This is a genomic window from Haladaptatus ordinarius (assembly GCF_054177595.1).
Genome location: NZ_JBPEHH010000001.1, coordinates 97,552 through 123,492 on the forward strand (window position 1 = coordinate 97,552; position 25,941 = coordinate 123,492).

The window sequence follows — 25,941 nt, forward strand, 5'->3', positions numbered from 1 at the left end:
TGTATTCTGCTCTTTGTATGCACATCTGTGCGTCACCGTACCGATACGCTTTTGCCGAACGCCCCGGCAGGCACACGTATGGATTCCCTGTACGCCGTTTCGCCGCTGGATGGGCGCTACGCCGGTCGGACCGCGCCCCTGCGCGAGTACGCGAGCGAGGCCGCGCTCATGCGCGCCCGCGTACGAGTCGAAGTAGAGTATCTGTTCGCACTGGCCGACCTCGACGCGACGCCGTTCGAAATCTCCTCCGACGACCGCGACACCCTCCGAGCCCTCTACGAGGAGTTCGACGAGGACGACGCCAGCGTGGTCAAGGCGCTCGAAACCGAGGGCTACGCCGGCTACCCGGCGACGAACCACGACGTGAAAGCCGTCGAGTACTTCGTCCGACACTCGCTTCCCGACCACCTCGACGGCCTCTCCTCGTGGATTCACTTCGCGCTGACGAGCGAGGACGTGAACAACCTCGCCCACCGACTGTTGGTGAAACCCGCCGTCGAGGACGTTCTACTTCCGGAACTGGTCACCCTCCGCGACGACCTGGCCGAGATGGCCCGCGAACACCGCGACGTTCCCATGCTCGCTCGGACCCACGGCCAACCTGCGACGCCGACGACGTTCGGCAAGGAGATGGCCGTCTACGCCGCTCGACTCGGTCGAGCCGTCGGGCGAGTCGAACGCGCCGCAGACTCCCTCTCCGGCAAACTCGCCGGGGCGAGCGGCACCTACGCGGCCCATACCGCGGCCTACCCCGACGTGGATTGGCGTGCGTTCTCCCGCGAGTTCGTCACTGATCTCGGACTCGAGCACACCGCGCTAGCGACGCAGGTCAACCCTTGCGACGACCTCGCGGAACTGTTCGACGCGCTCCGCGGCGCGAACAACGTCCTCCTCGACCTCGACCGCGACGCGTGGCTCTACGTCAGCGACCGCTATCTCGGGCAGGAGGCGGCGGCGAGCGAGACCGGGAGTTCGACCATGCCCCACAAGGTAAACCCCATCGACTTCGAGAACAGCGAGGGCAACCTCTCGAAGGCGAACAGCGACCTCACGTTCCTCGGCGACTACGTGACGACCTCACGTCTCCAGCGCGACCTCTCCGACTCGACCGTCAAACGAAACGTCGGCGCGGCGTTCGCCTACTGCCTGCTCGGCTACACGAAAGCCCAGGACGGTCTCGGCAAGATCGTCCCGAACGCGCAGGTCATGCGCGAGGAACTCGAAGCAACGCCCGAGATAGTCGGCGAGGCGGTCCAGACTATCCTCCGCAGGGAGGGCCACGAGGACGCCTACGAGCGCGTCAAGGACCTGACTCGCGGGAAACGCGTCACGCTCGACGATTTCCGCGACCTCTTCGACGACCTGGACGTGGACGACGACGTTCGAGCGGAACTGCACGACCTCACCCCCGCAGGCTACACCGGCGTCGCCGACAAACTGGTAGACGACCTCGACTGACCTCGTCAGACCGACGTCGAATCCGGAAATCGTCCGACCCCTCCTCTGGACCATCGTTAAGTCGCTCGGCGACGTTTCCGGTCGCATGTTCTCGAAGGCCAACCGGCGAGTGCTCGCTTCGGTCACGGCACTCGCCGCGCTCGCGTACTGGTTCGTCGTTCGACCGTGGCACCTTCGATGGGGAGCGACCGACGAGGAGGTCGAGACGACGCTTCCGGGTGACGAACTGCTCCCCGACGCCCAGTCGCAGGTCACCCACGCCATCACCATCGACGCACCGGTCGAAGACGTCTGGCCGTGGCTCGCTCAGTTGGGACAGGGCCGGGGCGGGTTCTACAGCTACGACTGGTTGGAGAACCTCGTCGGCGCGGATATCCACAACGCCGACCGCATCCTCCCGGGGCATCAGGACATCGGAGTCGGAGATACCATCCGACTCGCTCCCGAGGATTATCCGGCACAGACTCCCGAATCCGCACCCGAGGTCGCGGTACTCGACCGCGGTCGAGCACTGGTGCTTCGCCCGCCCGTCGAATCACCGCGCTGGACGTGGGCGTTCGTCCTCCGCCCGATGGACGAGGAGACGACCCGATTCGTCGTCCGGATGCGCTCGAAAGGGAAGTCTACTCTCGCAGGGAAACTGGCCGACTACCTGTTCTGGGAACCGGCCCACTTCGTCATGGAGCGCAAGATGTTGCTGGGCGTCAAAGCGCGTGCGGAGCGGTCGGACCGTCGGTGACGAAGCGGAACCTGCCATCGGCGGGTTCAGTGCAACCGCCCGAGTTCCGCGGCCGGGTTTCTCGGGGGTCAGCGGTAGTAGTCGCGCTTGCTGTAGACGTATGCGAGGACAAGTCCACCGATTACGATGCCGAAAATGGCACCGAGATTGCCGAGCAGGAGACGTAGACAGTCGAACAGGAAGTCGATGCCGTACACGAACAACGTGAGCGTCCACGCCCACGGCTTGAGCGTCCAGAGCCCCACACGACGACGAGTTGTGCGACGGAAAAGAGGACGGCTACCGGGCCGACCACCAGTCCGAGTGGCGAACTCGCCATCGCGCCGAGTCCGCCGAAGATGCCCGCTATCGCATCGATCACCCCGAGCACGCAGAGAATCTTGATTCCGAGGGGCGGCTCTCGACTCCTGTAGGACGTCGACGTCGACATAGTATCACCTCTCTCATTCTCCCTATTAAACCTCGTTTTGAGAAAATATATACGAGACCGACACGAGCGTTCGTCCGTCATGGAACCCGACGACTCCTCCGGCTGCCCTAAATGCGGTCACACGAGCGCCTCCACCGACTCCATCTCGATGACCGGTTCGGGACTGAGTAAGATGTTCGACATCCAGACGAAGAAGTTCACCGTCGTCTCCTGCGACAACTGCGGCTACTCCGAACTGTACAAAAACGTACGAAATCAGGGAAGCGACGTCGTGGACATCTTCTTCGGCTGATGGAAACGTCCACCCGCCGGGCGTTTCTCGTAGTCTGTGGAACGACCACGGTCAGTGGCTGTAGTGCCATCATCGGCGACCAACCGGCTTCCGGAACGAGACAACAGCACCGACTGGCCGCTGTTCACACACGGTTCCAGAAACACAGGCTACAATCCACACGCGTCGGGGCCAAAGTCGCCACCGACGGAACGCTGGCAGGTTCGAACGTACGACAGTCGAGACGAATTTCGCGGCTACGCGCTGACGACCTCCCCGGTCATCGTCGGCGACTGAGTGTACGTCGGCGGCGAGTCACTGACCGCCCACCGAACCGGCGATGGCTCGGTCGTCTGGGAAACCCGGAGCGACGAAACGTACCACCGCGCTGGATTCGCCGACGAGACGCTATTCGTTTCGACGTGGGACGCGGTGGCCGACACGAGCGCGATTTCGGCGTTCGATACCGCTGGAAACCGCAAATGACGGGAGAAAACTGGAAATAGAACAGCTCTTGCCCCACTCGTTGTCGATGGAACCGTCTACGCACCGAGCGACCCCAGGATAGTCGCGCTCGATGCGAAGGACGGACGCCGACAGTGGCGAACCGAAGAAATCTGGCCGTATCCGAAACAGCCTGCGGTGGCCGACGGACTCTACGTTCCGATGGATTGGGACGGCTGTGTCGCCCGAAATCGTCGGCAAGACCCACTCGCATCCCTTCTGGGTCACCCACCGAAAAAGCAGTGGACACACGAACCGGAGGGAATCGTAAAAAAACCCCGCCAGCAGTCGGCTCTCGGTACGTGTACGTCGCCGCGTCGGGGGAGTGGCATCCCGACGTGATTCCGAAACGACCGCGCCTGTACGCGCTGACCCCCGCCGGGAAACGGATCTGGTCACGGCCTTCCGGAACGCTCTCTTCGACGCCGGTAGTCGGCGATGGCGTCGTGTTCGAAAAGACCGGCGACTTCGTCGAGAAGGTTCAGAGAGCGGGCTACGTGTTAGGTCGGTTCGACGCGAAAGTCACCGCCCACGACGCGACGGACGGAACGACTCGCTGGCGGAGAACCTTCGACGGGTTCGGTAGCTGGTTCATCCAGCCGGCGCTCGCGGATGGTGTACTCTACGTTCCGCTTCACGACAGCATCGGTGACGAGAGTCGGCTCGTCGCACTCGACGCGAAGACGGGCGAGACGCTGTGGAATCGTGCGCTGGACGCACCGACGACGCACCTCGCGCTCGCCGGGAACACGCTGTACGTGACCACCTACGACGGGACGGTACGCGCTTTCGAGTAGTTCGGATTCGACCGCTGCTCGAACCAGTCGGCTAATTTCGATCGAACTGTTACCTTGACGTTTATCTTCGTCGGCACCCAATAGATGTCGTATGGGAAACGACAAGAGACTCATCCACGCGATTATCGGTGCCGTCGTAACTATCGTTACTGCCTTCATCCCCTTCTCGCCCGTCCTCGGCGGTGCCCTCGCGGCGTATCTCGAGGATTCGAACACGGACGACGGCGTTCGAATCGGCGCAATCTCTGGCGCGATTGCAACCGTTCCGATGATTCTCGCCGGCTTCCTGTTCGTGAGTATCTTCGCTTTCGGTGGCGTTCCGGGTGGGTTCCTGGTCTTCCTCGTCCTCCTCGGTGTTTTCGCACTGCTCTACACGATGGGGCTGAGTGCGCTCGGTGGCTACGTCGGCGCGTATCTGGCGGCGGAGTACTAGGCGAGCAGTTCGCGCACCGTTTCGGTGACGGCGGTCGCTGCTGCCTCGACAGTGTCCACGCGCACGTACTCGCGTGGCGCGTGTGCGACCGCTCCCTCGTCGTCGGCCAGCACGCCCGGCCCGAACACGACGGTGGGGGCGACCTGCGCGAAATACGACGCCTCCGTCGCCGCACCGAACGGTCGTACCTCGCCACCGCTCGCGTCTCGCAGCGTCCGCACCAGCTGTGAATCGGCGGGCGTCTCGAACGCTTCGAGAAACGGCGTGTCGCGCTCGCCGAGCGCGACCTCCACGTCGACCGCGGTCGGTGCGGCCCGACGAAGGTGGGCTTCGAGACCGCTGCGGAACTCCTCTGTTCCCTCCGGGGGGATACTCCGCCTGTCGACGACGAACGAACACTCGGCGGGAATCTGGTTCGTCGCCGTCCCGCCTTCGACCGTGGTCGGCGTGAGCGTCGGCACGCCGAGTTCGGGATGCGCCTCGCCGGAGTCGAAGGTGTCCAGCGCGGCGAGCACGGGCGAGAGCGCGCCGACGGCATTGACGCCGTCGTCGGGGTCGGCGGCGTGTGCGTTCGCTCCGTGAAGCGTCACGGTCGCCTGAAACCGCCCACGTGCCGCGTTGCAGACATCGAGACCGGTCGGTTCGCCGACGATGACCGCGTCGGCATCGATATCCAGCGCCGCCGCGCCAGTCGAGTTCGTCTCTTCGTCCGGCGTCACCGCGATCGTGACGGCCCCTCGGTCTGGTTCGACCGCGAGGAAGGCGTCGAGAAGTGCCGCGAGTGGCCCTTTCGCGTCGCAGGAACCCCGACCTCGAACCACGCCGTCGTCGCGCGAAAACGGGACGTGTGGCGGCACGGTGTCGATGTGGGTGTTCAACACGACGTGTGGACCGGAGTTTGCTCCGACGCGCTCAGCGAGGACGTTTCCGGTCTCGTCGACGCGAACGTCCACCCCCGCCGCGTCGAGGGTGTCCACGAGCAACGTTCGCATCTCGTCGACCGATTCGTGTGACGCCGTCCGGACGGCACGTTCGAGGAACGCGGTCGAGTCGAACGCGCTCATGCTCTCGACTCGATTCGTCCCGTCCCGGAGACGTTCACGTCGCCCTCGAACTCCCGTTCGACCGGGCCGGAGAGCGTCGCGTATCGCTCTCCGAGCGCGACGGAGAGGTCGCCGCCCGGTGGCGATACGGACACCAGTTCGTCGTCGACGAGGCCGAGTCGTTCGGCGACGGCGGCGACCGCCACCGCGCCGGTTCCACAGGACTGGGTTTCGCCTTCGACGCCGCGTTCGAAGGTGCGCTGGTCGAACCCACCCGGTCGACGCGACGCGAAGGTGACGTTCGTCCCCTCCGGGAACGCGTCGGCGTGACGAATCGCCGGCGCGACCCGTTCGACGTCCACGGCGTCGACGTCGTCCACGAAGGCGACGGCGTGCGGAACGCCTGTGTTCACGGCCGTCAGTTCGAACTCGCCGAACCGCTCTCGGACCAGCGGTTCGTCCCCTGCGACGGGAACGCGTTCCGGTTCGAATCGCGGCGACCCCATCTCGATGGTGGCACCGCCGTCTCGTATCTTCGCGTAGCGCGTTCCGGCGAGCGTATCTATCATCACTTCGTCCGTGCCCGTGCGCTCGGCAGCCCAGACCGCCGCACAGCGCGCTCCGTTGCCGCACATCTCGGCGGTGCTCCCGTCCGGTTGGACGAGTGTCATGATGACTCGCGGCGGTCGGTAGTCCGGTTCGAGCGCGAGAAAGAGCACGCCGTCCGCGCCGATTCCCTCGTCCCTGTCGCACGCCTGGCGGGCGAACGCCGCCCGGTCGGGGACGGGGACGTTCGCGTCCACGACGACGAAGTCGTTACCGGTGCCGTGGTACTTCTGGAACGAGACGTCCGCGTTCATCGCCACGTCACCTCCTGTTCGGTTGCGGTCACGTCAGAAAGCGTCTCGCGGCGGTGTGCGACCGCCGTGCGTTCGCCATCGACGACGACGACCGCGGGCCGAGGCCGCGAGTTGTACTGACTCGCCATCTCGTACCCGTACGCGCCTGCGTTGCCGACCGCCAGCAGGTCGTCGCGCTGCGGGTCGGCAATCCGGTGGTCGCCGAAGGAATCCGAACTCTCGCAGATGGGCCCTGCGATGGTCGTCTCGACCGCGGGCCCGTCACCGGCGAGGTTTCGGACGTGGTGGTGGGCGTCGTAGAGTGCCGGCCGTGCGAGGGTCGTCATCCCGGCGTCGACGCCGACGACGGTGGTCTCTGGGGTTTTCTTGACCGTGTTCACGCGGGTCAGGAGGACGCCGGCGTCGGCCACGAGATAGCGCCCGGGTTCCACGACGAGCGTCGCACCGACGTCGCCGAGAGCGTCGCGGATCGCGCTCGCCACCGCATCGAGGTCGAGCGGCGGTTCGTCGGGGTGGTACGGAACGCCGAACCCGCCACCGACGTCCACGAACTCCAGCGAGAAATCGAGGCTGCGCGCCAGTTCGCCCATCCGTGAGACGAGTTCGCGGTGATTGCCGAGGTCGTCGCCAGAGATGCCGCTACCGGCGTGGGCGTGGATGCCGACCACGTCGAAATCGTCTGCTGTCGCGGCGAGGACACTCGCCGCGCGGTCGTAGGGGACACCGAACTTGGCGTCCGCTCCGGTTCGGACCTTCTCGTGGTGACCGGCACCGACGTCGGGGTTGACGCGCAGACAGAGTCGCCCGTCGTAGCCTCTCGCCGCGAGTCGGTCGACGGTTTCCGCCGCGCCGACCGTGATGGTCAGTCCGGGGTACTCGTCGATGAGTTCGACTACCGTATCGAGGTCGGCAGCGGGGGGATTGACGGCGGTGTAGTGGACGCGCTCGCCGTCGAATCCGGCCGCGAGCGCACGTTCGGTCTCGCCCGCCGAAGCACACTCGACACTCGACCCCGCGGCTTCGAGCGTTCGGAGGACCGCCCGCGAGGTGTTCGCCTTCGCGGCGTAGTGAATGTCGGCGTCCGGAAACGCGCTCGCGAATCGCCGGTAGTTCTGGCGGACGCGAGCGAGGTCCGTGACGTACAGTGGGGTTCCGTGCTCGGCGGCGAGCGATTCGAGTCGCTCGCCAGACCAGTCGGCGAGTCGTCGTACCGGCGGATTGACGCCGTCGAACTGGTCGTCTTCCCCCGGCGGGTCGTCGGCGAGTCGGTCGCTGCTCATCGCAGCGCCTCCTCACGCTCGACCTGTTCGAGCGTGTCGTCTTCCACGTCGAGTGCGACGACGGCCGGCTTGTAGGCCCCGCCGGCGAACAGTTCATGGTCGCCGAGGCCGGACTCCACGAATCGGGTGAACGCCCGACGGTTCGGCGGCAGGTGGCCGTAGACGACCTCCTCGTTCACGAGGTCGTAAACGGGGATTCTGGGCGTGAGCAGAGTGTTCTCCCCGACGATGCTCCCCTCGCCGACGACGAATCCCGAGGTGACCCGACAGCCAGCGCCGAGCGAGACGTCATCTTCGACGACGACCGGGGTGTCCTCAACGGGTTCGAGGACGCCGCCGATGAGGGCGTTCGCGCCGAGTTTGACGTTCTCGCCGATTTGCGCACACGAGCCGACCGTATCACAGGAGTCCACCAGCGTTCCGTCGCCGACGTACGCGCCGACGTTGACGAAACTCGGACTCATCAGGATGCAGTTCGACCCCACGTGTGCGCCCCGGCGGAGCACGGTGCCGTCGGGCGTGTTGCGGGTACCCCTGCCGGGCAGGTCGTCCGTCTGCCGGAGCGGGAGCACGTCGTGGTAGGTCACGTCGCCGTACTCGCGCCCCTCGATGGTCCGGAGACCGAAGTTCAACAGGATGCCCTGTTTCACCCACTCGTTCGCTTCCCACGTCCCCGAACGCCGTTCGGCGGCGCGCACTTCGCCCGCCTCCAGCGCGTCGAGGAACGCTTCGAGGGTCGCGTGTTCGTCCGCTCCCGCGTGCTGTGCGTCCAGTTCGCCGGCGTCGTATCGTCGCCACAGCTCTCGTATCTCGTCTCTCATTCGGCAATCACCTCGCTGAAGTCGTACCATCCCGGAGCCCGTCCGGCGAGCCACACCGCTGCGTCGAGCGCGCCGTCAGCGAACACCGCCCTGTTTCCGGCCCGGTGGACGAGTCGCAGTTCCTCGTTGTCGTTCGCCAGCAGAACCTCGTGTTCACCGCTGATGCCACCCGCTCTGCGCGCGTGGACGCCGACTTCGCCCGGTCGACGCGGTTGGTCCCCCTCGCGCCCGTGAACCTGCTCGTCGGGGCCGCCCGCGGAGGCGATGCGGTCGAGGAGCGTCTTGGCCGTGCCACTCGGTGCGTCGCGCTTTCCGTTGTGGTGGGTCTCGGTCAGTTCGACGTCGTAGCCGGGGAGGTCGCCGACCGCGCCTTCGACCGCCCGCAGGAGCGCCTGGACGCCCCGGGAGAAGTTGCTTGCCTTGAGCACGGGGACGTGGTCGCTCACCCGCCGCAGAACGGACTCTCCCTGCTCGTCGAATCCGGTCGTTCCGACGACGCAGGCGACGCCCGCTTCCGCACAGACCGCGACGTAGTTCTGGCTGCTCGTCGGGGTCGAAAAGTCGACGAGTGCGTCGGGGTCGTGCTCTCTCAGCACGGCTCCGAACTCCTGTACCGGTTCGGTGGGGACGCCGTCGATTTCCGCAGGCGGGTCGCGGCTCACGCCAGCGACAACCTCGACGTCGTCGCAGTCGGCCGCCACGTCGAGGACGGTTCGGCCCATCCGACCGGTGACGCCCGTGACGACCACCCTCGTCATCTGGCTCCCTCCAGTGAATCGAGTACCGCCGCCAGTTCCTCGCGGTGTTCGGACGAGAGCGGCGACAGCGGCAGTCGGAGGTCGCCCGGTCCATAGCCCCGCAGTTCCATCGCGGCCTTCACTGGAATCGGGTTCGTCTCCACGAACAGTTCGCGGAAGAGCGGGCCGAGTTCGTACTGCAGTTCGCGCGCCCGGTCGTAGTCACCCGAGAGCGCCGATTCGACCAGTTCGCAGGTGCGTTCGGGTTCGACGTTCGCCGAGACGCTGATGGTGCCGGTCGCGCCGAGCGCGAGCATCGGAAGGGTGAGCGCATCGTCGCCCGACAGCACCGCGAACGCCTCGTCCTGCGTTCGTTCGATGATTTCGCTTATCTGCCCGAGGTCGCCACTCGCGGCCTTGTAGCCGGCGACGTTCTCGTGTTCGGCCAGCGAGACGGTCGTCTCCACGTCGATGTTCCGCCCCGTCCGCGACGGGACGTTGTAGACGATTTGCGGGAGGTCGACCGCGTCGGCGATCGTTCGGTAGTGTCGTTCCATCCCGGCCGGTTCGGGCTTGTTGTAGTACGGCGAGAGAAGGAGGAGTCCGTCGGCCCCGGCGTCCGCGGCACGCCGGGAGAGTTCGAGCGCCTCGTGGGTCGAGTTGCTCCCGGTGCCCGCAATCGTCGGCACGTCGACGGCGTCCACGACCGCCTCGACGACTTCGACGTGTTCGTCGTGCGTCAAGGTCGCGCTCTCGCCGGTCGAACCGACGGGAACGAGACCGTCGACGCCGGCGCGTTCTAGGCGTCCGGCGTCGTTGCGGAGTTGGTCGAAGTCGATACTGTCTCCCCTGAAGGGTGTCGTCATCGCGGGATAGACCCCGCGGAACGGTGATTCTGTGTTCGTCATTGGTTTTCGGTCGGAAGTCGGTCGTCGCGCGGTACAGAACGAAGATGGCTCGAAACGGGGACGCCACGCCCGCTACGAACCGGTTACGCCGCGCGTTTTGTGCGTTTTCCGACCGTGCTGTGGCTCACCGAACCAAAGTGGAGCGCGGTGAGCGTCACAGCACCTGGCATATGATACAGACCAGTTCCGTGAGGACTTATGTCTTGCGCCGTCGGCAGACGCTGCGAAACGCGCCGGGATAGATTCAAATACCTGTCAATCGTTCACCCATTCGTGGACTGGAATCTCATCGGCCGGTTTGGAGTGCGTTACTCGCTCGTCTACGCCGGGGTAGCGGTCGGACTCGTCTCCGTTTTCACGCAGTCTGGTCTCGCGTTTCTCTCGCTGTTCGGCGTCGGACTGGTCGTCTTACTGCTCGCGCTCGGGGGCACCGGAACGGTGCGGATGGGGGCGGCGATGACGAACGCGCAGGCGATGGGGTTCCGAAGCGCCGTCGTCGACCCGAAAGACCTGCAGGCAAAGCAGATGAGCCAGGACGTCAAACTCCTCTTTTTCGGTATCGGGCTGCTGGTGTTCGCCGCAATCGCGCTCGTCCTCGCCGGGTGACCGAAATCCGTCGGTCTTATCACGTCTCCGGAGATAATCACGGTCGATGCTCGTCCTCGGAGACGCCCACGCAGCCGACCCCGGAAACCGGCGCGCGCTCTTCGCGGCCTACCGCGAGGCCGATGCGGAGGTCGCACTGCAACTCGGCGACCTGATGTACTACGACCTGCCGATGCCGACGTGGTTCATCGCGGGCAACAACGAGGACTTCGATACCATCGCCGCACTGCGAAACGGGCTGGTTTCGAACTCGGACGTTCGAAACGCCAACCTCCTCGCGAGCACTGCCGTCGACATTCGCGGCGTTCGTGTCGCCGGCCTGTCGGGGAACTTCGCGCCGACGCAGTACGACCGCCCACGCGCGAATCTCGTCGGCGACCGTCGTCGCCACTTCACCCAGGAAGACGTAGAGCGTGCGATGGAACTGGCGTCCGTGGACGTACTCTTGACCCACGAGGCACCCCACGGGTTGCCGGTCGCCGAAGACTACGACGTCGGCTGTTCGCACGTCGACGACTTGCTCACGGCGCTGGACCCGGAGCTCTGTCTCGTGGGCCATCACCACCAGCACGCGGAGACGACCTTCGGCGACACCCGCGTCGTCAGTCTGGCCCCGACGTGGGAACGATATTACATACTCGACCCCGATTCCCTCTCGCTCACGTGGTTCGAAACGCCAGACAACTGATTCGTCCGGAGGAGGAACCTCTTTATGTGAGAAATTATCATACCTACGTATGACTGAGATTCATCCGGGACAGCGCGTCACGGTGCTCGCCGACGCGCAGAACCTCTACCACACGGCTCAAAGCGTCTACAGTCGGAACATAGATTACTCGAATCTGCTCTCGAAAGCGACACAGGACCGGGAACTGACACGCGCTATCGCCTACGTCATCCAGGCCGACAGTCCCGACGAGGACCGGTTTTTCGACGCGCTCATGGACATCGGCTTCGAGACGAAAATCAAGGCGCTGAAGACGTTCGGCGACGGGTCGAAGAAAGCCGACTGGGACGTGGGGATGTGTCTCGACGCCATCGCGCTCGCACCGAAAGTCGATACCGTGGTGCTCTGTACGGGCGACGGCGATTTCGCCCGCCTCGCCACGCACCTCCGACACGAAGGTGTTCGCGTGGAAGTGATGGGATTCGAAGAGTCGAGTGCGGAAGAACTCGTCACCGCCGCCGACGCGTTCATCGACCTCAGCGAACGGGCCGATACGTTCTTGCTCTAGACCGGGCGCCCGTCTTCGGCAGTGCCGAACATCAGCGCGCCGCCGGCGAGCACCAGCGTTGAGACGGCGGCGATGGCGTTCGCCATGAGCGACCCGGGCATCGTCGTGACGCCGACGATGAGGACGGTGCCGATGAGTAGTAACGCGATTCCGAGCAGTTCTTTCGAGTTCATGCACCTTCCTTGCACCTCATAACTAATAAATCGCTCTCAATTCGATAGCGTGTGAAACGGTACCGACCCACAATGCCACATGATAGCATGACAATCGGGACGATGTCGAAGGGCTTTCACACGACCACTGCGAATCCGACCCAATGACCGACGCCGAGGACCTGACCGCACTCCGCGTGACCGCCGACTACCAGTTCGGGGCGGGCGCTGGGAGTGCCCTCTTTCCTCCGGACGACGACCTCGAAATCCGACGGTCGTCGTCCGGACGGCCACAGCAGATACACGCCGACGGGTCACGTCTCGTCACCTACGCGACCGACGGTCGATTCACGCTCGGACTCGCCGGCGGACAGCGACTCGCCGACGCGCTCGACTCGCCGACGGGTCGCGTCGTCGTCGGCGACGAGAGCGAACCGTTCGTCCGCGACGGCAAGAACGTCTTCGCCAAGTTCGTCACCCAGGTCGGCGCCGACGTTCGCGCCGGCGACGAGGTGCTGGTGACCCACGAGAACGGCGACCTGCTCGCAGTGGGGCGGGCGGAACTCGACGCCGACGCCATCCTGAATTTCGACACCGGGATGGCGGTGAAGGTCCGCGACGGGAACAGCGAGTAAGTCGGCGCGGTTGCGTCACGTTTTTGCCCCTACGTTCCGACCATTCGCGTATGTTTGGAGGAGGCGGCGGCGGTGGACTCAATCCGCGCAAAATGCAGCAAATGATGAAGCAAATGGGCATCGACGTGGACGACGTCGATGCCGAAGAGGTGATTATCCGCACGGGCGACGGCGAGGAACTCGTCTTCAGCGACCCGGAAGTCACCCGGATGGACGCCCGCGGGCAACAGACCTATCAAATCGTCGGCGACGCCGAGACGCGCGAAGCGTCCGGCGATAGCGGTGCTGGCGGCGCTGACACGGACGACGCCGCGGCGAGCGACGTGCCGGACGCCGACGTGGAAATCGTCGCCCAGCGCACGGGCGCGAGCGAAGACGAAGCCCGCGAGGCGCTGGAGGCGACGGACGGCGACCTCGCGGCGGCGGTCGAGCGACTGGAGTGACGATACTGCTCGTTCACGGCGACCGGGAGTATCTACGCGACCCGGGCGAAGAGCTACAGACCGACCTCGGCGTTCTCATCGTTCCGGAAGACGTCGAACCCGGTGACGTCCTCTCGACGCACCTGGACGAGGAGTTCACGGTTCGCAGACTTCGCGGGCCGGACCTCTTTCATCACTTCGAGCGCACCGGTGCGCCGATGCTGCCACGCGACGTGGGGCTGGTCGTCGGCGAAACGGGTGTCGCCGCGGGTGATCGCGTGCTCGACGCAGGCACCGGAACCGGCGTGCTGGCGGGATATCTCGGCCGAATCGGCGCGGAGGTCGTCACGTTCGAGCGTAAACCGGAGTTCGCCGAGGTGGCCCGCGAGAACATGGTCATGGCCGACGTGACGGACGCGGTGGACGTTCGAACCGGCGACGTGACCGACCACCTCGCCGACCTCGGCGAGTTCGACGTGCTCACGCTCGACACGCCGGACGCCCCAGCGGTCGTCACGCACGCACCCGACCTGCTCGCCGACGGGGGGTCGCTCGGGGTCTACTCGCCGTTCGTGGAGACCGCCCGCGACGTCGCGGCGGCCGCACGCGAGGCGAATCTGGACGACGTTCGGACGATGGAGACCATCCAGCGCGAGATGGACTTCGACGAGCGGGGGACGCGCCCGACGACGACCGGCGTCGGACACACCGGCTACCTGACGTTCGCACGGTCGGTGTGAGAACGGCACTCGGCGTTCGATAGCGTTCGGTGGGCGTCTCTTTTTCTCCGTCGAGACGGTTGCGAGAACGAACGTTGAACTACCCCGACGTCCAACGAACGGCCGTGACACGTTTCCAGAACACGGGACAGCCAGACTGGGACTGGTGGGGACGGCTGTGGCCCGACGTGAACGAGTTACTGCAGACGCTCGGCGTCGAACCAGGCGAGACGGTCGCGGAGGTCGGCTGTGGAAACGGCTACTTCGTCGTCCCGGCAGCCGAACGCGCCGAGACGGTGTACGCCATCGACCTGGACGAGGACTTGCTCGAAGAACTCCGAGAGAACGCCAAGGAAAACGACGTCACCGACCGAATCGAAACGGTTCGTGGCGACGCGCGAAACCTCACCGAACTGCTTCCCGACCCGGTGTCGTTCGCGCTGGTCGCGAACATCTTCCACGGTGTCGCCGACCAGGAGGCGTTTCTGGGCGAAGTTCGCCACGCGCTTCGGCCGGACGGACGAGTCGCGGTCATCAACTGGCACGACCGGCCACGCACCGAGACGACGCTCGACGGCGAGCCTCGGGGACCACCCACCGACCTCCGGATGTCTCCCGCCGAAACGACGGCCGTGCTCGAAGACGCCGGCTTTTCCGTTCGAGAGACGGTCGAACTCCCGCCGTTTCACTACGCCATCGTCGCCGAGCGAACGCAGTGAGCGAAGCGGGCAGACTACCTGCCGGAAGTCGGCCGGTGAGACGAACTCCCAAACGCTATTTCGGAGTACGTTCGGCGTTCGGAAACGGGACGATAGGTCAGGCAAGTAAAGCGGACGGAGACCCGTCTTCGAACCGAGAATTAAACCCTCCCCCGGCCCACACTCCGGGTATGCGAACCGTCCGTACCCTTCTCGTGGACGCTTTCACCGACGAACCGCTGGCCGGAAACGCGGCGGGAGTCGTCCCCGAGGCCGACGACCTGACCGACGACCAGATGCAGGCCATCGCCCGCGAACTCGCCGTGAGCGAGACGGCCTTCCTGCAGACGAGCGAGGAGGCAGACCGCCGAGTGCGCTACTTCACGCCGACGACCGAGGTCGACCTCTGTGGCCACGCGACAATCGCATCGCACGTCCACCTGCTCGAAGACGGCGTCGTCGAATCTGGGACTCACACCCTCGAAACGAACGTCGGCGTGCTAGACGTCGAGGTCGGTGAGGACGGCACGGTCTGGATGACGCAGGACGACCCGGAAATCGAGGTCGTCGAACTGGACTACGACCGCGTGGGCGAGGCCCTCGGCATCGACTCGGCGACGCTCCGCGACGTGGGTGCCGACCTCCCACTCGCGGTCGCCTCGACGGGACTGCCCTTCCTCGTCGTCCCCGTCAACTTCCTCGAACACCTCGGCGGCGCGACGCCGGACATGGCGGCGATCGAAACGCTCTGCGAGGAGGTCGATGCGGTCGGCGTCTACGCCTTCACCTTCGACACCATCGACCGCGATTCGACGCTCCACGGACGGATGTTCGCGCCACTCGCGGGCGTACCAGAAGACCCGGTGACCGGGACGGCCAGCGGGGCGGTCGGAGCGTATCTCAAAGAGTCAGACGCCTTCGACGACAGCGAGGCGCGTTGCGCCTCGAAGACGAGCGAGGAGCGAAGCGACCCGCGAGATTTCCCCGACGAGATGCGCTTCGAACAGGGTCACTTCGTGGACAGGCCGGGGCACGTTCGCGTGCGCGTGGACGTCCGGGTTCGGGTCGGTGGGCGTGCGGCCACCGCACTGGACGGAAAGTTAGCCGTTCCCGAAGCGGAAGACGACGGCATCATCGAGATTTGACTGGCCGATAGTGAGCGTCGCGTTGCACCGTACCGGTGTCGCCCTCGCCGTTGGCCGGTGTCCGTTTCGAGTGCGTTCCGGGCGATATCGTGCCAGGTGATAACCGATGACGTGGCGCTGTCTGGCACTAATTCGAAGGGTATCCGGTTCTGAGTTAACTATTTTCGGGCCTTTGGTCGGAACATTCTTTATGGGTCTGCTTGTTTCCCACCATACGCACATGGTTGTACTCTGGCTGGAAGAAATCAGTGCAGACGACCTCGAACTGGTCGGTGGCAAGGGTGCGTCGCTCGGTGAACTCACCGGCGCGAACCTCCCCGTCCCGCCGGGATTCGTCGTGACCGCCAACAGCTATCGGCGGTTCATCGAGGAGACCGGCATCGCCGACGAGTTGTTCGAAGTCGTCGACGTTGATACCGAGGACTCCGCAGCGCTCGCAGAAGCCGAGTCGCGCGCGGAAGAACTCATCCTCGGAGCCGAAATTCCCGACGACATCAGAGAAGGAATCCTCGGGGCCTACGATAATCTGGACGACGGGGAAGCATTCGTCGCGGTTCGCTCGTCCGCGACCGCAGAGGACCTCCCCGACGCCTCTTTCGCTGGTCAACAGGAAACGTTTCTCAACATCACCCGCGACGACCTCGTAGAGCGCGTCAAAGAGTGCTGGGCCTCGCTTTTCACACAGCGTGCTATCTACTATCGACAGGAGAAGTCCTTCGACCACGAGAAGGTGGACATCGCGGTCGTCGTCCAGCGAATGGTTGACGCAGAAAAGAGCGGTGTCATGTTCACGAGTCACCCCTCGACCGGCGAGAAGAAAATAATCATCGAGGCTGCGTGGGGACTCGGTGAGGCGGTCGTCTCGGGGTCGGTCTCGCCCGACAACTACGTCGTCGACCGGTCGTCCGCGGCGACGGAGGACATCACCATCGCCGACAAGAAGGTGATGCACGCGAAAGACCCCGAGACGGGAGAGACCGTCGAGCAGGCGGTTCCGGAGGACAAGCGAAACGCTCGCGTTCTCACCGACGACGACATCGCTCGGCTCGTAGAACTCGGCGAAGAGGTCGAAGACCACTACGAGACGCCACAGGACGTCGAGTGGGCCATCCTCGACGACGAGGTCTACATGCTCCAATCGCGTCCCATCACGACCATCAAAGAGAGCGGCGACATCGCGGCCGAGACCACCGAGGGCGTCGCCGACGGGAGCGGAGCGGTCCAAACCAAATCCTCGGGCAGTCACGAAGTTCTCGTCGATGGCCTGGGTGCCAGTCCGGGCATCGCGAGCGGCGCGGTGCGTATCGTGACGAAACTCGACCAACTCGACAAGGTCGGCGAGGGGGACATCATCGTCACCGAGATGACGACGCCCGACATGGTGCCTGCGATGAAGCGCGCGGCGGGCATCATCACGGACGAAGGAGGGATGACCAGTCACGCTGCCATCGTCTCGCGCGAACTCGGCGTGCCGGCGGTCGTCGGCTGTACCAACGCTACCGACTCGCTCGAAGACGGCCAGGTCATCACGCTCGACGGCGACAAGGGCACCGTCCGCGAGGGCAAGCCCGAGCGGGAACAGGAACGCGAACCCATCGAGGAAGCCCGCCCGAAGACCCCCGTCAAGCCGATGACGGCGACGGAGGTCAAGGTGAACGTCTCCATTCCCGAGGCCGCAGAACGCGCCGCCGCCACGGGCGCCGACGGCGTCGGACTGCTCCGACTGGAGCACATGATACTCTCGACGAACAAGACGCCGGAGCGGTACATCGAAGACCACGGCGTCGACGCGTACGTCGAAGAGATCGTAGAAGGGGTTCGCGGCGTCGCAGAGGAGTTCTACCCGCGGCCCGTGCGCGTCCGTACGCTCGACGCACCGACGGACGAGTTCCGGCAACTCCAGGGCGGCGAGAACGAACCGAACGAACACAACCCGATGCTCGGCTGGCGCGGCATCCGACGCAGTCTCGACAAACAGGACGTGTTCCAGCACGAACTCGACGCGTTCAAAGAACTGTACGGGATGGGCTACGACAACGTCGAAATCATGTTCCCGCTCGTCAACGACGCAGAAGACGTGTTCCGTGCACGTCGCCTGATGACCGAGACGGGAATCGACCCCGACAAACGCTCGTGGGGTGTGATGATAGAGACGCCCGCCAGCGCACTGCAGATCGAAGAGATGGCCGAGGCGGGCATCAAGTTCGCCAGTTTCGGCACCAACGACCTCACCCAGTACACGCTTGCGGTAGACCGGAACAACGAGAACGTCGCCGGGCGGTTCGACGAACTGCATCCCGCCGTGCTCAAACTCATCGGCCAGACCATCGATTGCTGTCGTGAACACGACATCAACACCAGTATCTGTGGACAGGCCGGGTCGAAACCGGAGATGGTTCGTTTCCTCGTCAAACGCGGCATCTCGTCCATCTCGGCGAACATCGACGCAGTCCGCGACGTCCAACACGAAGTGAAGCGCGTCGAGCAGAAACTCATGCTCGATTCGGTTCGCTGATCTCGGCTTCTAGATTTTTCGGGGCGATTCGTGACCCATCCGAAAAGAGAGATTCGTCCGAGAACGGAACCAATAAACCCAACGGCCCGAATTTCAGGCTATGCAGGTGGCCGCGCCGCAGTCGTTTCGCCGGGTGCTCTCCTCGATGTGTACCGAACCTCATCCGGCGGCCCGTGACGCCGCCGAGCGATTTCTGGCGTCGAATCCAGGTGACCCGACGACGTATCCCACCGTCTCGGCACTCGAAGAAGAGACGGTCGAGGTACTGGGTGAGATTACCGGACTCCAGAATCCACACGGTTACGTCGCCAGTGGCGGGACAGAGGCGAACGTCCAGGCGGTTCGAGCAGCGAGGAATCTCGCGGAGACGGACGCTCCGAACGTCGTCGCACCCGAGAGTGCACACTTCAGTTTCCAGAAGGCCGCCGAGGTGCTAGACGTCGAACTCCGTCTCGCGGCGACCGACGACTATCGGGCCGACCCGGAGGGGATGGCCGAACTGGTGGACGAGGACACCGTTCTGGTCGTCGGTATCGCGGGGACGACCGAGTACGGGCGGGTCGACCCGATTCCGGCACTCGCCGAAATCGCCCACGACGCCGAGGCGCTGTTCCACGTCGACGCGGCGTGGGGCGGGTTCGTCCTCCCGTTCACCGACCACGAGTGGCACTTCGGAGACGCGGCGCTCGACACGATGACCATCGACCCGCACAAGATGGGACAGGCGGCGGTTCCGGCGGGTGGGTTCCTCGCGCGGGAAAAGCGGGTGCTCGACGCACTGGCGGTCGAGACGCCGTATCTCGAATCGACCTCGCAGGCGACGCTGACCGGAACGCGGAGCGGTGCGGGGGTCGCCAGTGCCTGGGCCGCGATGGACGCGCTGTGGCCGAAGGGCTACCGTGAGCAGTTCGAGCGGTCACAGGCCAACGCCGAGTGGGTCGCCGACGCCTTCGAGTCGAGCGGTTACGACGTGGTCGACCCCGTCTTACCGCTGGTCGCGGCCGACGTGCCTCGGGAGACGGTCGAGAAACTACAGACCCGAGGGTGGCGGGTCTCGCCGACGGGGTCGGGTGAACTCCGAATCGTCTGCATGCCACACGTCACTCGCTCGATGCTGGAGGAGTTCGTCGCCGACCTCGAATCGCTCTCCGACCGCGACGCGCTATAGATCTTCGACGGGGGCACCGAGGGCGTTCCGTTTGACGCTCTCGATACCGTTTTTTGCCGCCCGTTTCGAGGAGTAGCCCTCCCCACCGTCGGCGATGACGTTTCCGTTCCGGTGGACAAGTCGCCAGCGCCACTCGCCGCTCCCGTCTTCGTACACCTCGAAGGTGGCCTGGGTGGGCGGACGGAGTGCCTCAACGACGCTTCCGTCGGTCTGTGTCACCGCGATGGGCCAGGACTCGGGTTCCGGCGTTCCGGTTCGGTCGGTGAGTCGGTCGGTGGCGGCGGCGAGTTTCGTCCCGACTCGTTCGAGCAGTTCCAACGAGACGTCTCGTTCGAGAAGCGATTCGCCGTCGGACGAGACGCTGATTCGCCGTCCTCGGAGTTCGATTCCGTCGGTCGGGTCCGTCCACGTTCCGTCGCGTCGGTAGTCGACCGTGACGGTTATTCCCCCATCGTCTGCGTCGTAGACCACCCGTGCCCGAAGATTCGGATGGATGGCGACGCGATATTCGCTGTCCGGGTTCATATCCCCCGTTCGTCCTGTTTCCGTATGAGTCTGTTTGCCAACAGAAAATTCCATAGCGGGTGTTCGGATGTTAAAGCTTACATCGGTCTACCACTGAGAGACTCCTGTGCCAGGGTTTTTCGCGTCGTTGGTCTCGTTCGCCGACCCCCTCTCGAACGTCGTCGTCCTCGGGTCGTTCGGATGGCTCGCGGAAGCCGTCGAGAACGCCACGGGGTGGCCAGGACTCGTCCTGATTGCCATCTACTCGTTTCTCATCTCGTTCGTCCTCCCGCTTCCCAGCGAGGTCGTGTTGCTCGCACAACTCGAAATCGGGTTGGGTGAGGTCGGACAGTACACCCTCATCATCCTCGTCAGCGGACTCGGCAAGGCCGCCGGGAGCGTGTTCGCGTTCCACATCGGGCAGGAGGCGAAACACTCCGGACCGGTCATCAGAGCACTCCGCAACTCGCGGTTCAACATCGTTGAGTGGTCGGAGAAGAAGACGGTCGCGCTGGCCCGGAAGTGGGGGTATCTCGGCCTCGCGCTGGCGCTGTGCGTTCCGTTTTTCCCGGACACGCTCTCTATCTATGCGTTCTCGATTCTGGAGGAGGACTACGCGAAGTTCGCCGCCGCGACGTTCGCGGGGAGCGTCGGCCGACTGTTGCTCACGCTGGGACTCGGTGCCGGCGTCATTGCGTTGAACGTCTAGGGACGATACCACCTGCACCCTACCACTGTCAGTCGCCCGCAACGGCGTCTCTCTCGGCCGAGAGTTTATATACCGTCACGAACCAATCGTTCGACATGCGCCGGCCGGCCCACGCCGTCGTCCACGCTATGCGCGGTCAGCAGTAGCGCCGGGTGGATCCTTCTGGGCCCGATGGCAATCGGATTTTTCGGGGGTGAAACCCGGCAGTTCGGGTATCGTTTACGAGCACCTGCTGTCCCGCGACCGAAACACGACCACCATGACGAGACACCGAAACCGGCGGGTTTTACACCCGCACAGAAGGAGATGGTAGTATGAGCCACGACGACTATCCCACCGAAGAACCCGCGGTGGTGACCTGTGGACTCCCCTACGCGAACGGGGACCTCCACCTCGGTCACCTGCGGACGTACGTCAGCGGCGACGTTCTGGCACGGGCGTTCAGGCAACTCGGCCAGCAGACGGCCTTCGTCTCCGGGTCGGACATGCACGGCACGCCGGTCGCCGTCAACGCCGAGAAAGAGGGCGTCTCACCCCGCGAGTTCGCGCTTCGCCACCACGAAAAGTACGAAGCGACGTTCCCCAGGTTCGGCATCGAGTTCGACAACTACGGCCACACCGACGACGAAACCAACACCGAACTCACCCGCGACATCGTCCGGAAACTGGACGACGAGGGCTACGTCTACGAGAAGGAAATCAAGGTCGCGTGGGACCCCATCGAGGACGACCCGCTCCCCGACCGCTACGTCGAGGGGACCTGTCCCTACTGCGGCGCGAAGGCGCGCGGCGACGAGTGTGACGAAGGCTGTGGTCGCCACCTCGAACCCGGCGAAATCGAAGACCCGACCAGCGTCCTCACCGGCAATCCGGCGGAGTACCGCGAACGGACGCACAAGTTCTTCCGCGTCTCGGAGTTACAGGACTACCTCCAGGAGTTCATCGACCGCCTCGAAGGGACGAGCAACGCCAAAAACCAGCCCCGCGAGTGGATAGAGGGCGAACTCAAAGACTGGTGTATCACCCGCGACATGGACTGGGGTATCGACTATCCCGGAGCGGAGGGTGACGAAGCGAGCGACGACCTCGTCCTCTACGTCTGGGTGGACGCCCCCATCGAGTACATCGCCAGCACGAAACAGTACACCGAGCGCGTCGGTGCGGACACCTACGACTGGGAGGAGGTGTGGAAAGACGACGGGGAAATTGTCCACATCATCGGACGCGACATCATCCAGCACCACACCGTCTTCTGGCCCGCGATGCTCCGCGTCGCAGGGTACAACGAACCGCGCGCGGTCATGGCGAGTGGCTTCGTCAACCTGAACGGCGAGGGGTTCTCGACCAGCCGAAATCGCGCGGTCTGGGCGGACGACTATCTGGACGAGGGCTTCGACCCCGACCTCTTGCGCTACTACCTCACCACGACCGGCGGCTTCGAACGCGACGTGAACTTCTCGTGGGAACAGTTCCAGGAGCGCGTGAACGGCGAACTCGTCGGCACGGTCGGCAACTTCGTCTATCGAAGCCTGCTCTTCGCTGCACGGAACTACGACGGCGCGCCGGACGCCGAGGTGAGCGACGAGGTGCGCCACCGTATCGAGTCGGCCATCGACGACTTCGCTACGGCCCTCAACGACTATTCGCTCAAGCAGTTGGGCGACGCCGCGACCGCGCTCGCCGGGTTCGGCAACGAGTACATCCAGCGCAACGAACCGTGGAAACTCACCGACGACGACCCCGACCGAGCCAAGCAGGTCATCTACGACTGCGTGCAGGTGTCGAAGGCGCTCGCGGTGCTGTTCACTCCCGTCCTGCCCGGCACGGCCGAGAGGCTCTGGTCGCAACTCGGCGAGGACGGGTCGGTTCACGACACCACGCTGGACGACGCACTCGCCGCGCCGCGCGGCGAGTTCGAGGAACCGGACGGACTGTTCGAGAAGATAGAAGACGAGCGTGTCGAGGAACTGAACGATAAACTCGACGCGCGTATCGAAGCGGCTACGTCGGAGGACGACGAAGCCGATGACGAAACCGTGAGCGACGACATCGAATCCATCACCGACGACCGTATCAGCTTCGACGAGTTCAAAGACCTCGACATCCGCGTCGGGCGAATCGAAACCGCAGAACCGATAGAGGGTGCCGACGCGCTCGTTCGTCTCGAAGTGGACATCGGCGTCGAGACGCGTCAAATCGTCGCGGGCATAAAACAACTCCACGACGTAGAGGACCTGCCGGGGACGAAGATAATCGTCGTCGCGAATCTCGAGAAGGCCGAACTGTTCGGCGTCGAGAGCAACGGGATGCTGTTGGCGGCGGGCGAGCAAGCAGACCTCCTGACGACCTACGGCGACGCAGAACCCGGAACGAAGATAAAGTAGTGACCTCCTCCCCCACCCTAAATGGCGTGGCATCCCACCATGGGATATCGGCCAGCGGCCTTCGAGGTTTTAACCCGCACTCTCACAGGAACCGGCGGCACACCGGGGGAACCTCTCGGTTTGACTCCTGTGATAGGGCTATGGCCCGGTCACACAGGCCCCATCTCCGACCGAGTCATCGGCAGATGTATGTTCTCTGGTCTGACTCTCTCAGTCGGAGTAGCAGGCGAAATACGGAGTACAGCCGCTTAAACGTACTGCCAGTCGATATCCGGCCCAGCCACCGACCGCAGTGTGTCGGCCCGGCCGATCGTTCGACCCGCGCCTGAAGACGCGGGTATGCACTACAAACTACTATCAGAGGTCGTCGACGAGACCGGCGAACTCCGCCATCGGGATTATCTCCATCGTCTGCATGTCGAGACCGTAGCGCTCGATACACAACGAGGCCTGGTAGGCAGTGTCCCGGCTCTCGGCGTCGATGACGAGGAGGAAGTCGTACTCGCCGAGGATGGCGTATGTCTCCTCCAACACCGCGTCGTGTTGTTCGAGTTCGTTCCGAACGTCGCCCCAGATAGAAGCGAGCTCCTGGACGTTCTGATAGTTCTGTTCGACGTTGACGAGCGATGCGTACTTGGACATATTTTCCCGGTTTAGAGGGGACACAAATAGCGGTTGTGGCCAGCGCGTACAATCGTGAAACTCGCACACGAGTTAACTACAGGTTTTTTTGCAGGGACACGCGAACTTCCCGCCATGAGAAACGCGAAGATCGTCTGCACCCTCGGCCCTGCGTCGAATTCACAGAGCCGAGTTCGGGACCTGGCGGACGCCGGAATGACCGTCTCTCGGGTCAACGCGAGCCACGGGTCGCGCGCCGACAGAAGCGAACTCGTCGAGACGATTCGACGGGTGGACGAAGCGACCGAGAATCCACTCGCGGCGATGCTCGACCTCCAGGGGCCCGAGATTCGGACCGCCGAGGTCGACGAACCGATTACGCTCGAAACCGGTTCGACGGTTCGGTTCGTGGAAGGTGAGGACGCGACGCCCGAAGAAGTCGGCCTGTCGTATGAAATCACGGCCGTGGAACCGGGTGACGCTGTCCTCTTGGACGACGGGCGAATCGAGACGACGGTCGAACGAGTCGAGGACGGCGCCGTCGTCGCCCGCGTCGAGAGCGGCGGCGAACTCAGCAGTCGGAAAGGCGTCAACGTCCCCGGTGTCGAACTCGGAATCGACCCCGTCACCGAAAAGGACCGCGACGACCTGCAACTCGCCGCCGAGGAGTGTGTCGACTTCGTCGCCGCGAGTTTCGTCCGCGACGCCGACGACGTGTACGAGGTGAACAGGGTGCTCGAAGACCACGACGCCGACATCCCCATCATCGCCAAAATCGAACGTCGTGGTGCGGTCGACAATCTGGCAGAAATCGTTGACGCCGCCTACGGCGTGATGGTCGCTCGTGGCGACCTCGGCGTCGAGTGTCCGATGGAAGACGTGCCGATGATTCAAAAGCGCATCATCCACACCTGCCAGCAGGCAGGGGTCCCCGTCATCACCGCCACGGAGATGCTCGACTCGATGATGCACTCGCGCCGACCGACGCGGGCCGAAGCGTCCGACGTGGCGAATGCGGTGCTAGACGGAACCGACGCCGTGATGCTCTCCGGGGAAACCGCAGTCGGTGACCACCCCGTCCGCGTGGTCGAGACGATGGACAAAATCGTCCGCGAGGTCGAAGGGAGCGAGGAGTACGCCGAGACGCTCGAACAGCGCGTCCCCATCGCCGAAGACACCAGAACGGACGCCATCGCACGCTCGGCGCGCTATCTCGCCCGCGACATCGGTGCGAGTGCGGTCGTGGCGGCCAGCGAATCCGGTTACACCGCGTTGAAAGTAGCGAAGTTCCGTCCCGGCGTCCCCGTCGTGGCGACGACGCCGAACGACCGCGTCCGGCGAAAACTCGCCCTCTCGTGGGGTGTCAACGCCCAGTATACCGCCCTCGGCGACAGCGTCGAGACCATCATCGAAAACGGCGTACAGGCGGCACTCGACGGAGACGTCGCCCAGAGCGGGGATACGGTCGTCGTTCTGTCCGGCATGATGAGCGAACTCGACGGCTCCGACACGGCGAACATGCTCAAAATCCACGTCGCCGCCGAGACCATCGCGACCGGGCGAAGCGTCGTCCGGGGACAGGTCGCCGGCCCCGTCACGCGGAGTTCGACGGGTGACCTCTCCGACGTTCCCGACGGGACGGTTCTCGTGCTCGAACCGGACTTCGACGGCGAGTTCACGGGCGATACGTCCCGTCTCGCAGGTATCGTCGACGCTCGTCCGGGCATGACCGGCTATCCGGCGCTCGTCGCCCGCGAACTCGACATTCCGATGATAAGCGGCGCACCGCTCTCCCCGAGCATCGAGGATGGCGACAAGGTAACGATCGACGCGGAGCGCGGCGTCGTCTACGAGGGCGACGTTCGCTCAGGCGACCGGTCGTAGCCAGCCTTTTGTTACCGCGGGCCGTATCGGTGACTATGTCCGACTGGAAGTTCGACGTGGACGACGTCGGTGAGGACGGCGACGCGAGTGGAGAGGGTGACGACACACCGACGACGTTCGAGTCTATGGAGGAACCGGTCGAACCGGGCTCACCGTCGACGGAGAACGCGGTGTTCGTCCTCCTCGGTGTCGCCACGACCGTCTTCGTCTTCCTTCGTCTGCTCGGGGTCGCCTGACCCACAAACCCTTAATCGTTCGACACC

The 25,941-nt window shown here is 64.4% G+C and carries 31 protein-coding genes; 21 read left to right on the forward strand and 10 right to left on the reverse strand.

Going from position 1 to position 25,941, the window contains the following annotated elements:
* Positions 1–78 precede the first annotated feature (78 nt).
* Positions 79–1,458 carry an adenylosuccinate lyase gene (gene purB / locus ACR3FF_RS00585; protein WP_458185091.1) on the forward strand — a complete coding sequence of 460 codons (1,380 nt, stop codon included), beginning with the start codon at positions 79–81 and terminating at the stop codon, positions 1,456–1,458.
* Positions 1,459–1,543: 85 nt separating this feature from the next.
* Positions 1,544–2,197 carry an SRPBCC family protein gene (locus tag ACR3FF_RS00590; RefSeq protein ID WP_458185093.1) on the forward strand — a complete coding sequence of 218 codons (654 nt, stop codon included), beginning with the start codon at positions 1,544–1,546 and terminating at the stop codon, positions 2,195–2,197.
* Positions 2,198–2,265: 68 nt separating this feature from the next.
* Here ACR3FF_RS00590 and ACR3FF_RS00595 read toward each other — a convergent pair whose 3' ends face one another.
* The gene (locus tag ACR3FF_RS00595; RefSeq protein ID WP_458185095.1) at positions 2,266–2,442 is read right to left on the reverse strand and encodes a hypothetical protein; all 177 of its coding nucleotides are present in this window, start codon (positions 2,440–2,442) and stop codon (positions 2,266–2,268) included.
* A gap of 264 nt (positions 2,443–2,706) precedes the next feature.
* Here ACR3FF_RS00595 and ACR3FF_RS00600 point away from each other — a divergent pair, with 264 nt between their 5' ends.
* The 5 genes from ACR3FF_RS00600 to ACR3FF_RS00620 all read left to right on the forward strand — a co-directional run bounded on the left by ACR3FF_RS00600 (position 2,707) and on the right by ACR3FF_RS00620 (position 4,632).
* The gene (locus ACR3FF_RS00600; protein ID WP_458185097.1) at positions 2,707–2,919 is read left to right on the forward strand and encodes a zinc ribbon domain-containing protein; all 213 of its coding nucleotides are present in this window, start codon (positions 2,707–2,709) and stop codon (positions 2,917–2,919) included.
* Between the two features lie 63 nt (positions 2,920–2,982).
* Positions 2,983–3,195, forward strand: coding sequence for a hypothetical protein (locus ACR3FF_RS00605; RefSeq protein ID WP_458185099.1), 213 nt, complete (start codon positions 2,983–2,985; stop codon positions 3,193–3,195).
* Positions 3,196–3,384 (forward strand): hypothetical protein, encoded by a 189-nt coding sequence (locus ACR3FF_RS00610; RefSeq protein WP_458185100.1) that lies wholly within the window; start codon positions 3,196–3,198, stop codon positions 3,382–3,384. It abuts the gene before it with no gap.
* Between the two features lie 320 nt (positions 3,385–3,704).
* Complete coding sequence (locus ACR3FF_RS00615) at positions 3,705–4,199, forward strand: outer membrane protein assembly factor BamB family protein (protein ID WP_458185102.1); 495 nt, start codon at positions 3,705–3,707, stop codon at positions 4,197–4,199.
* A 91-nt stretch (positions 4,200–4,290) separates the two neighbouring features.
* The gene (locus ACR3FF_RS00620) at positions 4,291–4,632 is read left to right on the forward strand and encodes a DUF5518 domain-containing protein (RefSeq protein WP_458185104.1); all 342 of its coding nucleotides are present in this window, start codon (positions 4,291–4,293) and stop codon (positions 4,630–4,632) included.
* Here the strand turns inward: ACR3FF_RS00620 and ACR3FF_RS00625 are convergent.
* From ACR3FF_RS00625 to dapA, 6 genes are read right to left on the reverse strand one after another with little or no spacing between them, the layout of a single operon-like run.
* Positions 4,629–5,696: a M20 family metallopeptidase gene (locus tag ACR3FF_RS00625; RefSeq protein WP_458185106.1), complete on the reverse strand. Its 1,068-nt coding sequence runs from the start codon at positions 5,694–5,696 to the stop codon at positions 4,629–4,631. The genes ACR3FF_RS00620 and ACR3FF_RS00625 overlap by 4 nt on opposite strands.
* Positions 5,693–6,535 (reverse strand): diaminopimelate epimerase, encoded by an 843-nt coding sequence (dapF, locus tag ACR3FF_RS00630; RefSeq protein ID WP_458185108.1) that lies wholly within the window; start codon positions 6,533–6,535, stop codon positions 5,693–5,695. Before dapF ends, ACR3FF_RS00625 begins: the two co-directional genes overlap by 4 nt.
* Positions 6,532–7,815, reverse strand: coding sequence for a diaminopimelate decarboxylase (gene lysA, locus ACR3FF_RS00635; protein ID WP_458185109.1), 1,284 nt, complete (start codon positions 7,813–7,815; stop codon positions 6,532–6,534). The genes dapF and lysA overlap by 4 nt, the downstream gene beginning before the upstream one ends.
* On the reverse strand, positions 7,812–8,636 hold the full coding sequence (locus tag ACR3FF_RS00640; protein WP_458185111.1) for a 2,3,4,5-tetrahydropyridine-2,6-dicarboxylate N-succinyltransferase: 825 nt from the start codon (positions 8,634–8,636) through the stop codon (positions 7,812–7,814). The genes lysA and ACR3FF_RS00640 overlap by 4 nt, the downstream gene beginning before the upstream one ends.
* The gene (gene dapB, locus ACR3FF_RS00645; protein ID WP_458185113.1) at positions 8,633–9,394 is read right to left on the reverse strand and encodes a 4-hydroxy-tetrahydrodipicolinate reductase; all 762 of its coding nucleotides are present in this window, start codon (positions 9,392–9,394) and stop codon (positions 8,633–8,635) included. The genes ACR3FF_RS00640 and dapB overlap by 4 nt, the downstream gene beginning before the upstream one ends.
* Positions 9,391–10,281 carry a 4-hydroxy-tetrahydrodipicolinate synthase gene (dapA, locus tag ACR3FF_RS00650; RefSeq protein WP_458185114.1) on the reverse strand — a complete coding sequence of 297 codons (891 nt, stop codon included), beginning with the start codon at positions 10,279–10,281 and terminating at the stop codon, positions 9,391–9,393. The genes dapB and dapA overlap by 4 nt, the downstream gene beginning before the upstream one ends.
* A gap of 273 nt (positions 10,282–10,554) precedes the next feature.
* On the opposite strand from dapA, the gene ACR3FF_RS00655 reads away from it, so the two are divergent.
* Genes ACR3FF_RS00655 through ACR3FF_RS00665 form a run of 3 tightly spaced genes read left to right on the forward strand, consistent with a single transcriptional unit; the run spans position 10,555 to position 12,122 of the window.
* Positions 10,555–10,887, forward strand: coding sequence for a DUF8070 family membrane protein (locus tag ACR3FF_RS00655; protein ID WP_458185115.1), 333 nt, complete (start codon positions 10,555–10,557; stop codon positions 10,885–10,887).
* A gap of 46 nt (positions 10,888–10,933) precedes the next feature.
* Positions 10,934–11,575 carry a metallophosphoesterase family protein gene (locus tag ACR3FF_RS00660; RefSeq protein WP_458185117.1) on the forward strand — a complete coding sequence of 214 codons (642 nt, stop codon included), beginning with the start codon at positions 10,934–10,936 and terminating at the stop codon, positions 11,573–11,575.
* A 49-nt stretch (positions 11,576–11,624) separates the two neighbouring features.
* Positions 11,625–12,122 carry a LabA-like NYN domain-containing protein gene (locus tag ACR3FF_RS00665; RefSeq protein ID WP_458185118.1) on the forward strand — a complete coding sequence of 166 codons (498 nt, stop codon included), beginning with the start codon at positions 11,625–11,627 and terminating at the stop codon, positions 12,120–12,122.
* On the opposite strand, the gene ACR3FF_RS00670 is transcribed toward ACR3FF_RS00665, so the two are convergent.
* Entirely contained in the window at positions 12,119–12,295 is a 177-nt protein-coding gene (locus tag ACR3FF_RS00670) for a DUF8178 family membrane protein (protein ID WP_458185120.1), read from the reverse strand. The two genes, ACR3FF_RS00665 and ACR3FF_RS00670, sit on opposite strands and share 4 nt — an antisense overlap.
* 143 nt (positions 12,296–12,438) lie before the next feature.
* On the opposite strand from ACR3FF_RS00670, the gene ACR3FF_RS00675 reads away from it, so the two are divergent.
* The 7 genes from ACR3FF_RS00675 (at position 12,439) to mfnA (ending at position 19,576) form a co-directional block, all read left to right on the forward strand.
* A complete protein-coding gene (locus tag ACR3FF_RS00675; RefSeq protein ID WP_458185121.1) occupies positions 12,439–12,909 on the forward strand; it encodes a PUA domain-containing protein in 471 nt (156 codons plus the stop codon).
* A 50-nt stretch (positions 12,910–12,959) separates the two neighbouring features.
* The gene (locus ACR3FF_RS00680; RefSeq protein WP_458185123.1) at positions 12,960–13,352 is read left to right on the forward strand and encodes a nascent polypeptide-associated complex protein; all 393 of its coding nucleotides are present in this window, start codon (positions 12,960–12,962) and stop codon (positions 13,350–13,352) included.
* Positions 13,349–14,071, forward strand: coding sequence for a methyltransferase domain-containing protein (locus ACR3FF_RS00685; RefSeq protein WP_458185124.1), 723 nt, complete (start codon positions 13,349–13,351; stop codon positions 14,069–14,071). The genes ACR3FF_RS00680 and ACR3FF_RS00685 overlap by 4 nt, the downstream gene beginning before the upstream one ends.
* Positions 14,072–14,175: 104 nt before the next feature.
* Positions 14,176–14,769: a class I SAM-dependent methyltransferase gene (locus ACR3FF_RS00690; RefSeq protein WP_458185125.1), complete on the forward strand. Its 594-nt coding sequence runs from the start codon at positions 14,176–14,178 to the stop codon at positions 14,767–14,769.
* Between the two features lie 170 nt (positions 14,770–14,939).
* Positions 14,940–15,893: a PhzF family phenazine biosynthesis protein gene (locus ACR3FF_RS00695; RefSeq protein WP_458185127.1), complete on the forward strand. Its 954-nt coding sequence runs from the start codon at positions 14,940–14,942 to the stop codon at positions 15,891–15,893.
* A 220-nt stretch (positions 15,894–16,113) separates the two neighbouring features.
* Positions 16,114–18,408, forward strand: coding sequence for a phosphoenolpyruvate synthase (ppsA, locus tag ACR3FF_RS00700; protein WP_458185129.1), 2,295 nt, complete (start codon positions 16,114–16,116; stop codon positions 18,406–18,408).
* A 100-nt stretch (positions 18,409–18,508) separates the two neighbouring features.
* Positions 18,509–19,576: a tyrosine decarboxylase MfnA gene (gene mfnA / locus ACR3FF_RS00705; RefSeq protein ID WP_458185130.1), complete on the forward strand. Its 1,068-nt coding sequence runs from the start codon at positions 18,509–18,511 to the stop codon at positions 19,574–19,576.
* Here mfnA and ACR3FF_RS00710 read toward each other — a convergent pair.
* The gene (locus tag ACR3FF_RS00710; protein WP_458185132.1) at positions 19,571–20,101 is read right to left on the reverse strand and encodes an HVO_2922 family protein; all 531 of its coding nucleotides are present in this window, start codon (positions 20,099–20,101) and stop codon (positions 19,571–19,573) included. The two genes, mfnA and ACR3FF_RS00710, sit on opposite strands and share 6 nt — an antisense overlap.
* A 127-nt stretch (positions 20,102–20,228) precedes the next feature.
* Here ACR3FF_RS00710 and ACR3FF_RS00715 point away from each other — a divergent pair, with 127 nt between their 5' ends.
* Complete coding sequence (locus ACR3FF_RS00715; RefSeq protein ID WP_458185350.1) at positions 20,229–20,789, forward strand: YqaA family protein; 561 nt, start codon at positions 20,229–20,231, stop codon at positions 20,787–20,789.
* Between the two features lie 314 nt (positions 20,790–21,103).
* Positions 21,104–23,173, forward strand: a complete 2,070-nt coding sequence (gene metG / locus ACR3FF_RS00720; protein ID WP_458185134.1) for a methionine--tRNA ligase — start codon at positions 21,104–21,106, stop codon at positions 23,171–23,173.
* Positions 23,174–23,530: 357 nt separating this feature from the next.
* Here metG and ACR3FF_RS00725 read toward each other — a convergent pair whose 3' ends face one another.
* Positions 23,531–23,815 (reverse strand): GYD domain-containing protein, encoded by a 285-nt coding sequence (locus ACR3FF_RS00725; RefSeq protein WP_458185136.1) that lies wholly within the window; start codon positions 23,813–23,815, stop codon positions 23,531–23,533.
* A 114-nt stretch (positions 23,816–23,929) separates the two neighbouring features.
* Between ACR3FF_RS00725 and pyk the strand changes: the two genes are divergently transcribed.
* Complete coding sequence (gene pyk / locus ACR3FF_RS00730; protein WP_458185137.1) at positions 23,930–25,678, forward strand: pyruvate kinase; 1,749 nt, start codon at positions 23,930–23,932, stop codon at positions 25,676–25,678.
* A gap of 35 nt (positions 25,679–25,713) precedes the next feature.
* Positions 25,714–25,914 (forward strand): DUF7312 domain-containing protein, encoded by a 201-nt coding sequence (locus tag ACR3FF_RS00735; RefSeq protein WP_458185139.1) that lies wholly within the window; start codon positions 25,714–25,716, stop codon positions 25,912–25,914.
* Positions 25,915–25,941: the final 27 nt, after the last annotated feature.

Excerpts from the sequence above, each read along its gene's own strand:
- purB (WP_458185091.1), top strand. The coding sequence starts at position 79 with ATGGATTCCCTGTACGCCGTTTCGCCGCTGGATGGGCGCTACGCCGGT.
- ACR3FF_RS00590 (WP_458185093.1), top strand. The coding sequence starts at position 1,544 with ATGTTCTCGAAGGCCAACCGGCGAGTGCTCGCTTCGGTCACGGCACTC.
- ACR3FF_RS00600 (WP_458185097.1), top strand. The coding sequence starts at position 2,707 with ATGGAACCCGACGACTCCTCCGGCTGCCCTAAATGCGGTCACACGAGC.
- ACR3FF_RS00620 (WP_458185104.1), top strand. The coding sequence starts at position 4,291 with ATGGGAAACGACAAGAGACTCATCCACGCGATTATCGGTGCCGTCGTA.
- ACR3FF_RS00625 (WP_458185106.1), bottom strand. The coding sequence starts at position 5,696 with ATGAGCGCGTTCGACTCGACCGCGTTCCTCGAACGTGCCGTCCGGACG.
- dapF (WP_458185108.1), bottom strand. The coding sequence starts at position 6,535 with ATGAACGCGGACGTCTCGTTCCAGAAGTACCACGGCACCGGTAACGAC.
- lysA (WP_458185109.1), bottom strand. The coding sequence starts at position 7,815 with ATGAGCAGCGACCGACTCGCCGACGACCCGCCGGGGGAAGACGACCAG.
- ACR3FF_RS00640 (WP_458185111.1), bottom strand. The coding sequence starts at position 8,636 with ATGAGAGACGAGATACGAGAGCTGTGGCGACGATACGACGCCGGCGAA.
- dapB (WP_458185113.1), bottom strand. The coding sequence starts at position 9,394 with ATGACGAGGGTGGTCGTCACGGGCGTCACCGGTCGGATGGGCCGAACC.
- dapA (WP_458185114.1), bottom strand. The coding sequence starts at position 10,281 with ATGACGAACACAGAATCACCGTTCCGCGGGGTCTATCCCGCGATGACG.
- ACR3FF_RS00660 (WP_458185117.1), top strand. The coding sequence starts at position 10,934 with ATGCTCGTCCTCGGAGACGCCCACGCAGCCGACCCCGGAAACCGGCGC.
- ACR3FF_RS00665 (WP_458185118.1), top strand. The coding sequence starts at position 11,625 with ATGACTGAGATTCATCCGGGACAGCGCGTCACGGTGCTCGCCGACGCG.
- ACR3FF_RS00670 (WP_458185120.1), bottom strand. The coding sequence starts at position 12,295 with ATGAACTCGAAAGAACTGCTCGGAATCGCGTTACTACTCATCGGCACC.
- ACR3FF_RS00675 (WP_458185121.1), top strand. The coding sequence starts at position 12,439 with ATGACCGACGCCGAGGACCTGACCGCACTCCGCGTGACCGCCGACTAC.
- ACR3FF_RS00680 (WP_458185123.1), top strand. The coding sequence starts at position 12,960 with ATGTTTGGAGGAGGCGGCGGCGGTGGACTCAATCCGCGCAAAATGCAG.
- ACR3FF_RS00695 (WP_458185127.1), top strand. The coding sequence starts at position 14,940 with ATGCGAACCGTCCGTACCCTTCTCGTGGACGCTTTCACCGACGAACCG.
- ppsA (WP_458185129.1), top strand. The coding sequence starts at position 16,114 with ATGGTTGTACTCTGGCTGGAAGAAATCAGTGCAGACGACCTCGAACTG.
- mfnA (WP_458185130.1), top strand. The coding sequence starts at position 18,509 with ATGCAGGTGGCCGCGCCGCAGTCGTTTCGCCGGGTGCTCTCCTCGATG.
- ACR3FF_RS00710 (WP_458185132.1), bottom strand. The coding sequence starts at position 20,101 with ATGAACCCGGACAGCGAATATCGCGTCGCCATCCATCCGAATCTTCGG.
- metG (WP_458185134.1), top strand. The coding sequence starts at position 21,104 with ATGAGCCACGACGACTATCCCACCGAAGAACCCGCGGTGGTGACCTGT.
- ACR3FF_RS00725 (WP_458185136.1), bottom strand. The coding sequence starts at position 23,815 with ATGTCCAAGTACGCATCGCTCGTCAACGTCGAACAGAACTATCAGAAC.
- pyk (WP_458185137.1), top strand. The coding sequence starts at position 23,930 with ATGAGAAACGCGAAGATCGTCTGCACCCTCGGCCCTGCGTCGAATTCA.
- ACR3FF_RS00735 (WP_458185139.1), top strand. The coding sequence starts at position 25,714 with ATGTCCGACTGGAAGTTCGACGTGGACGACGTCGGTGAGGACGGCGAC.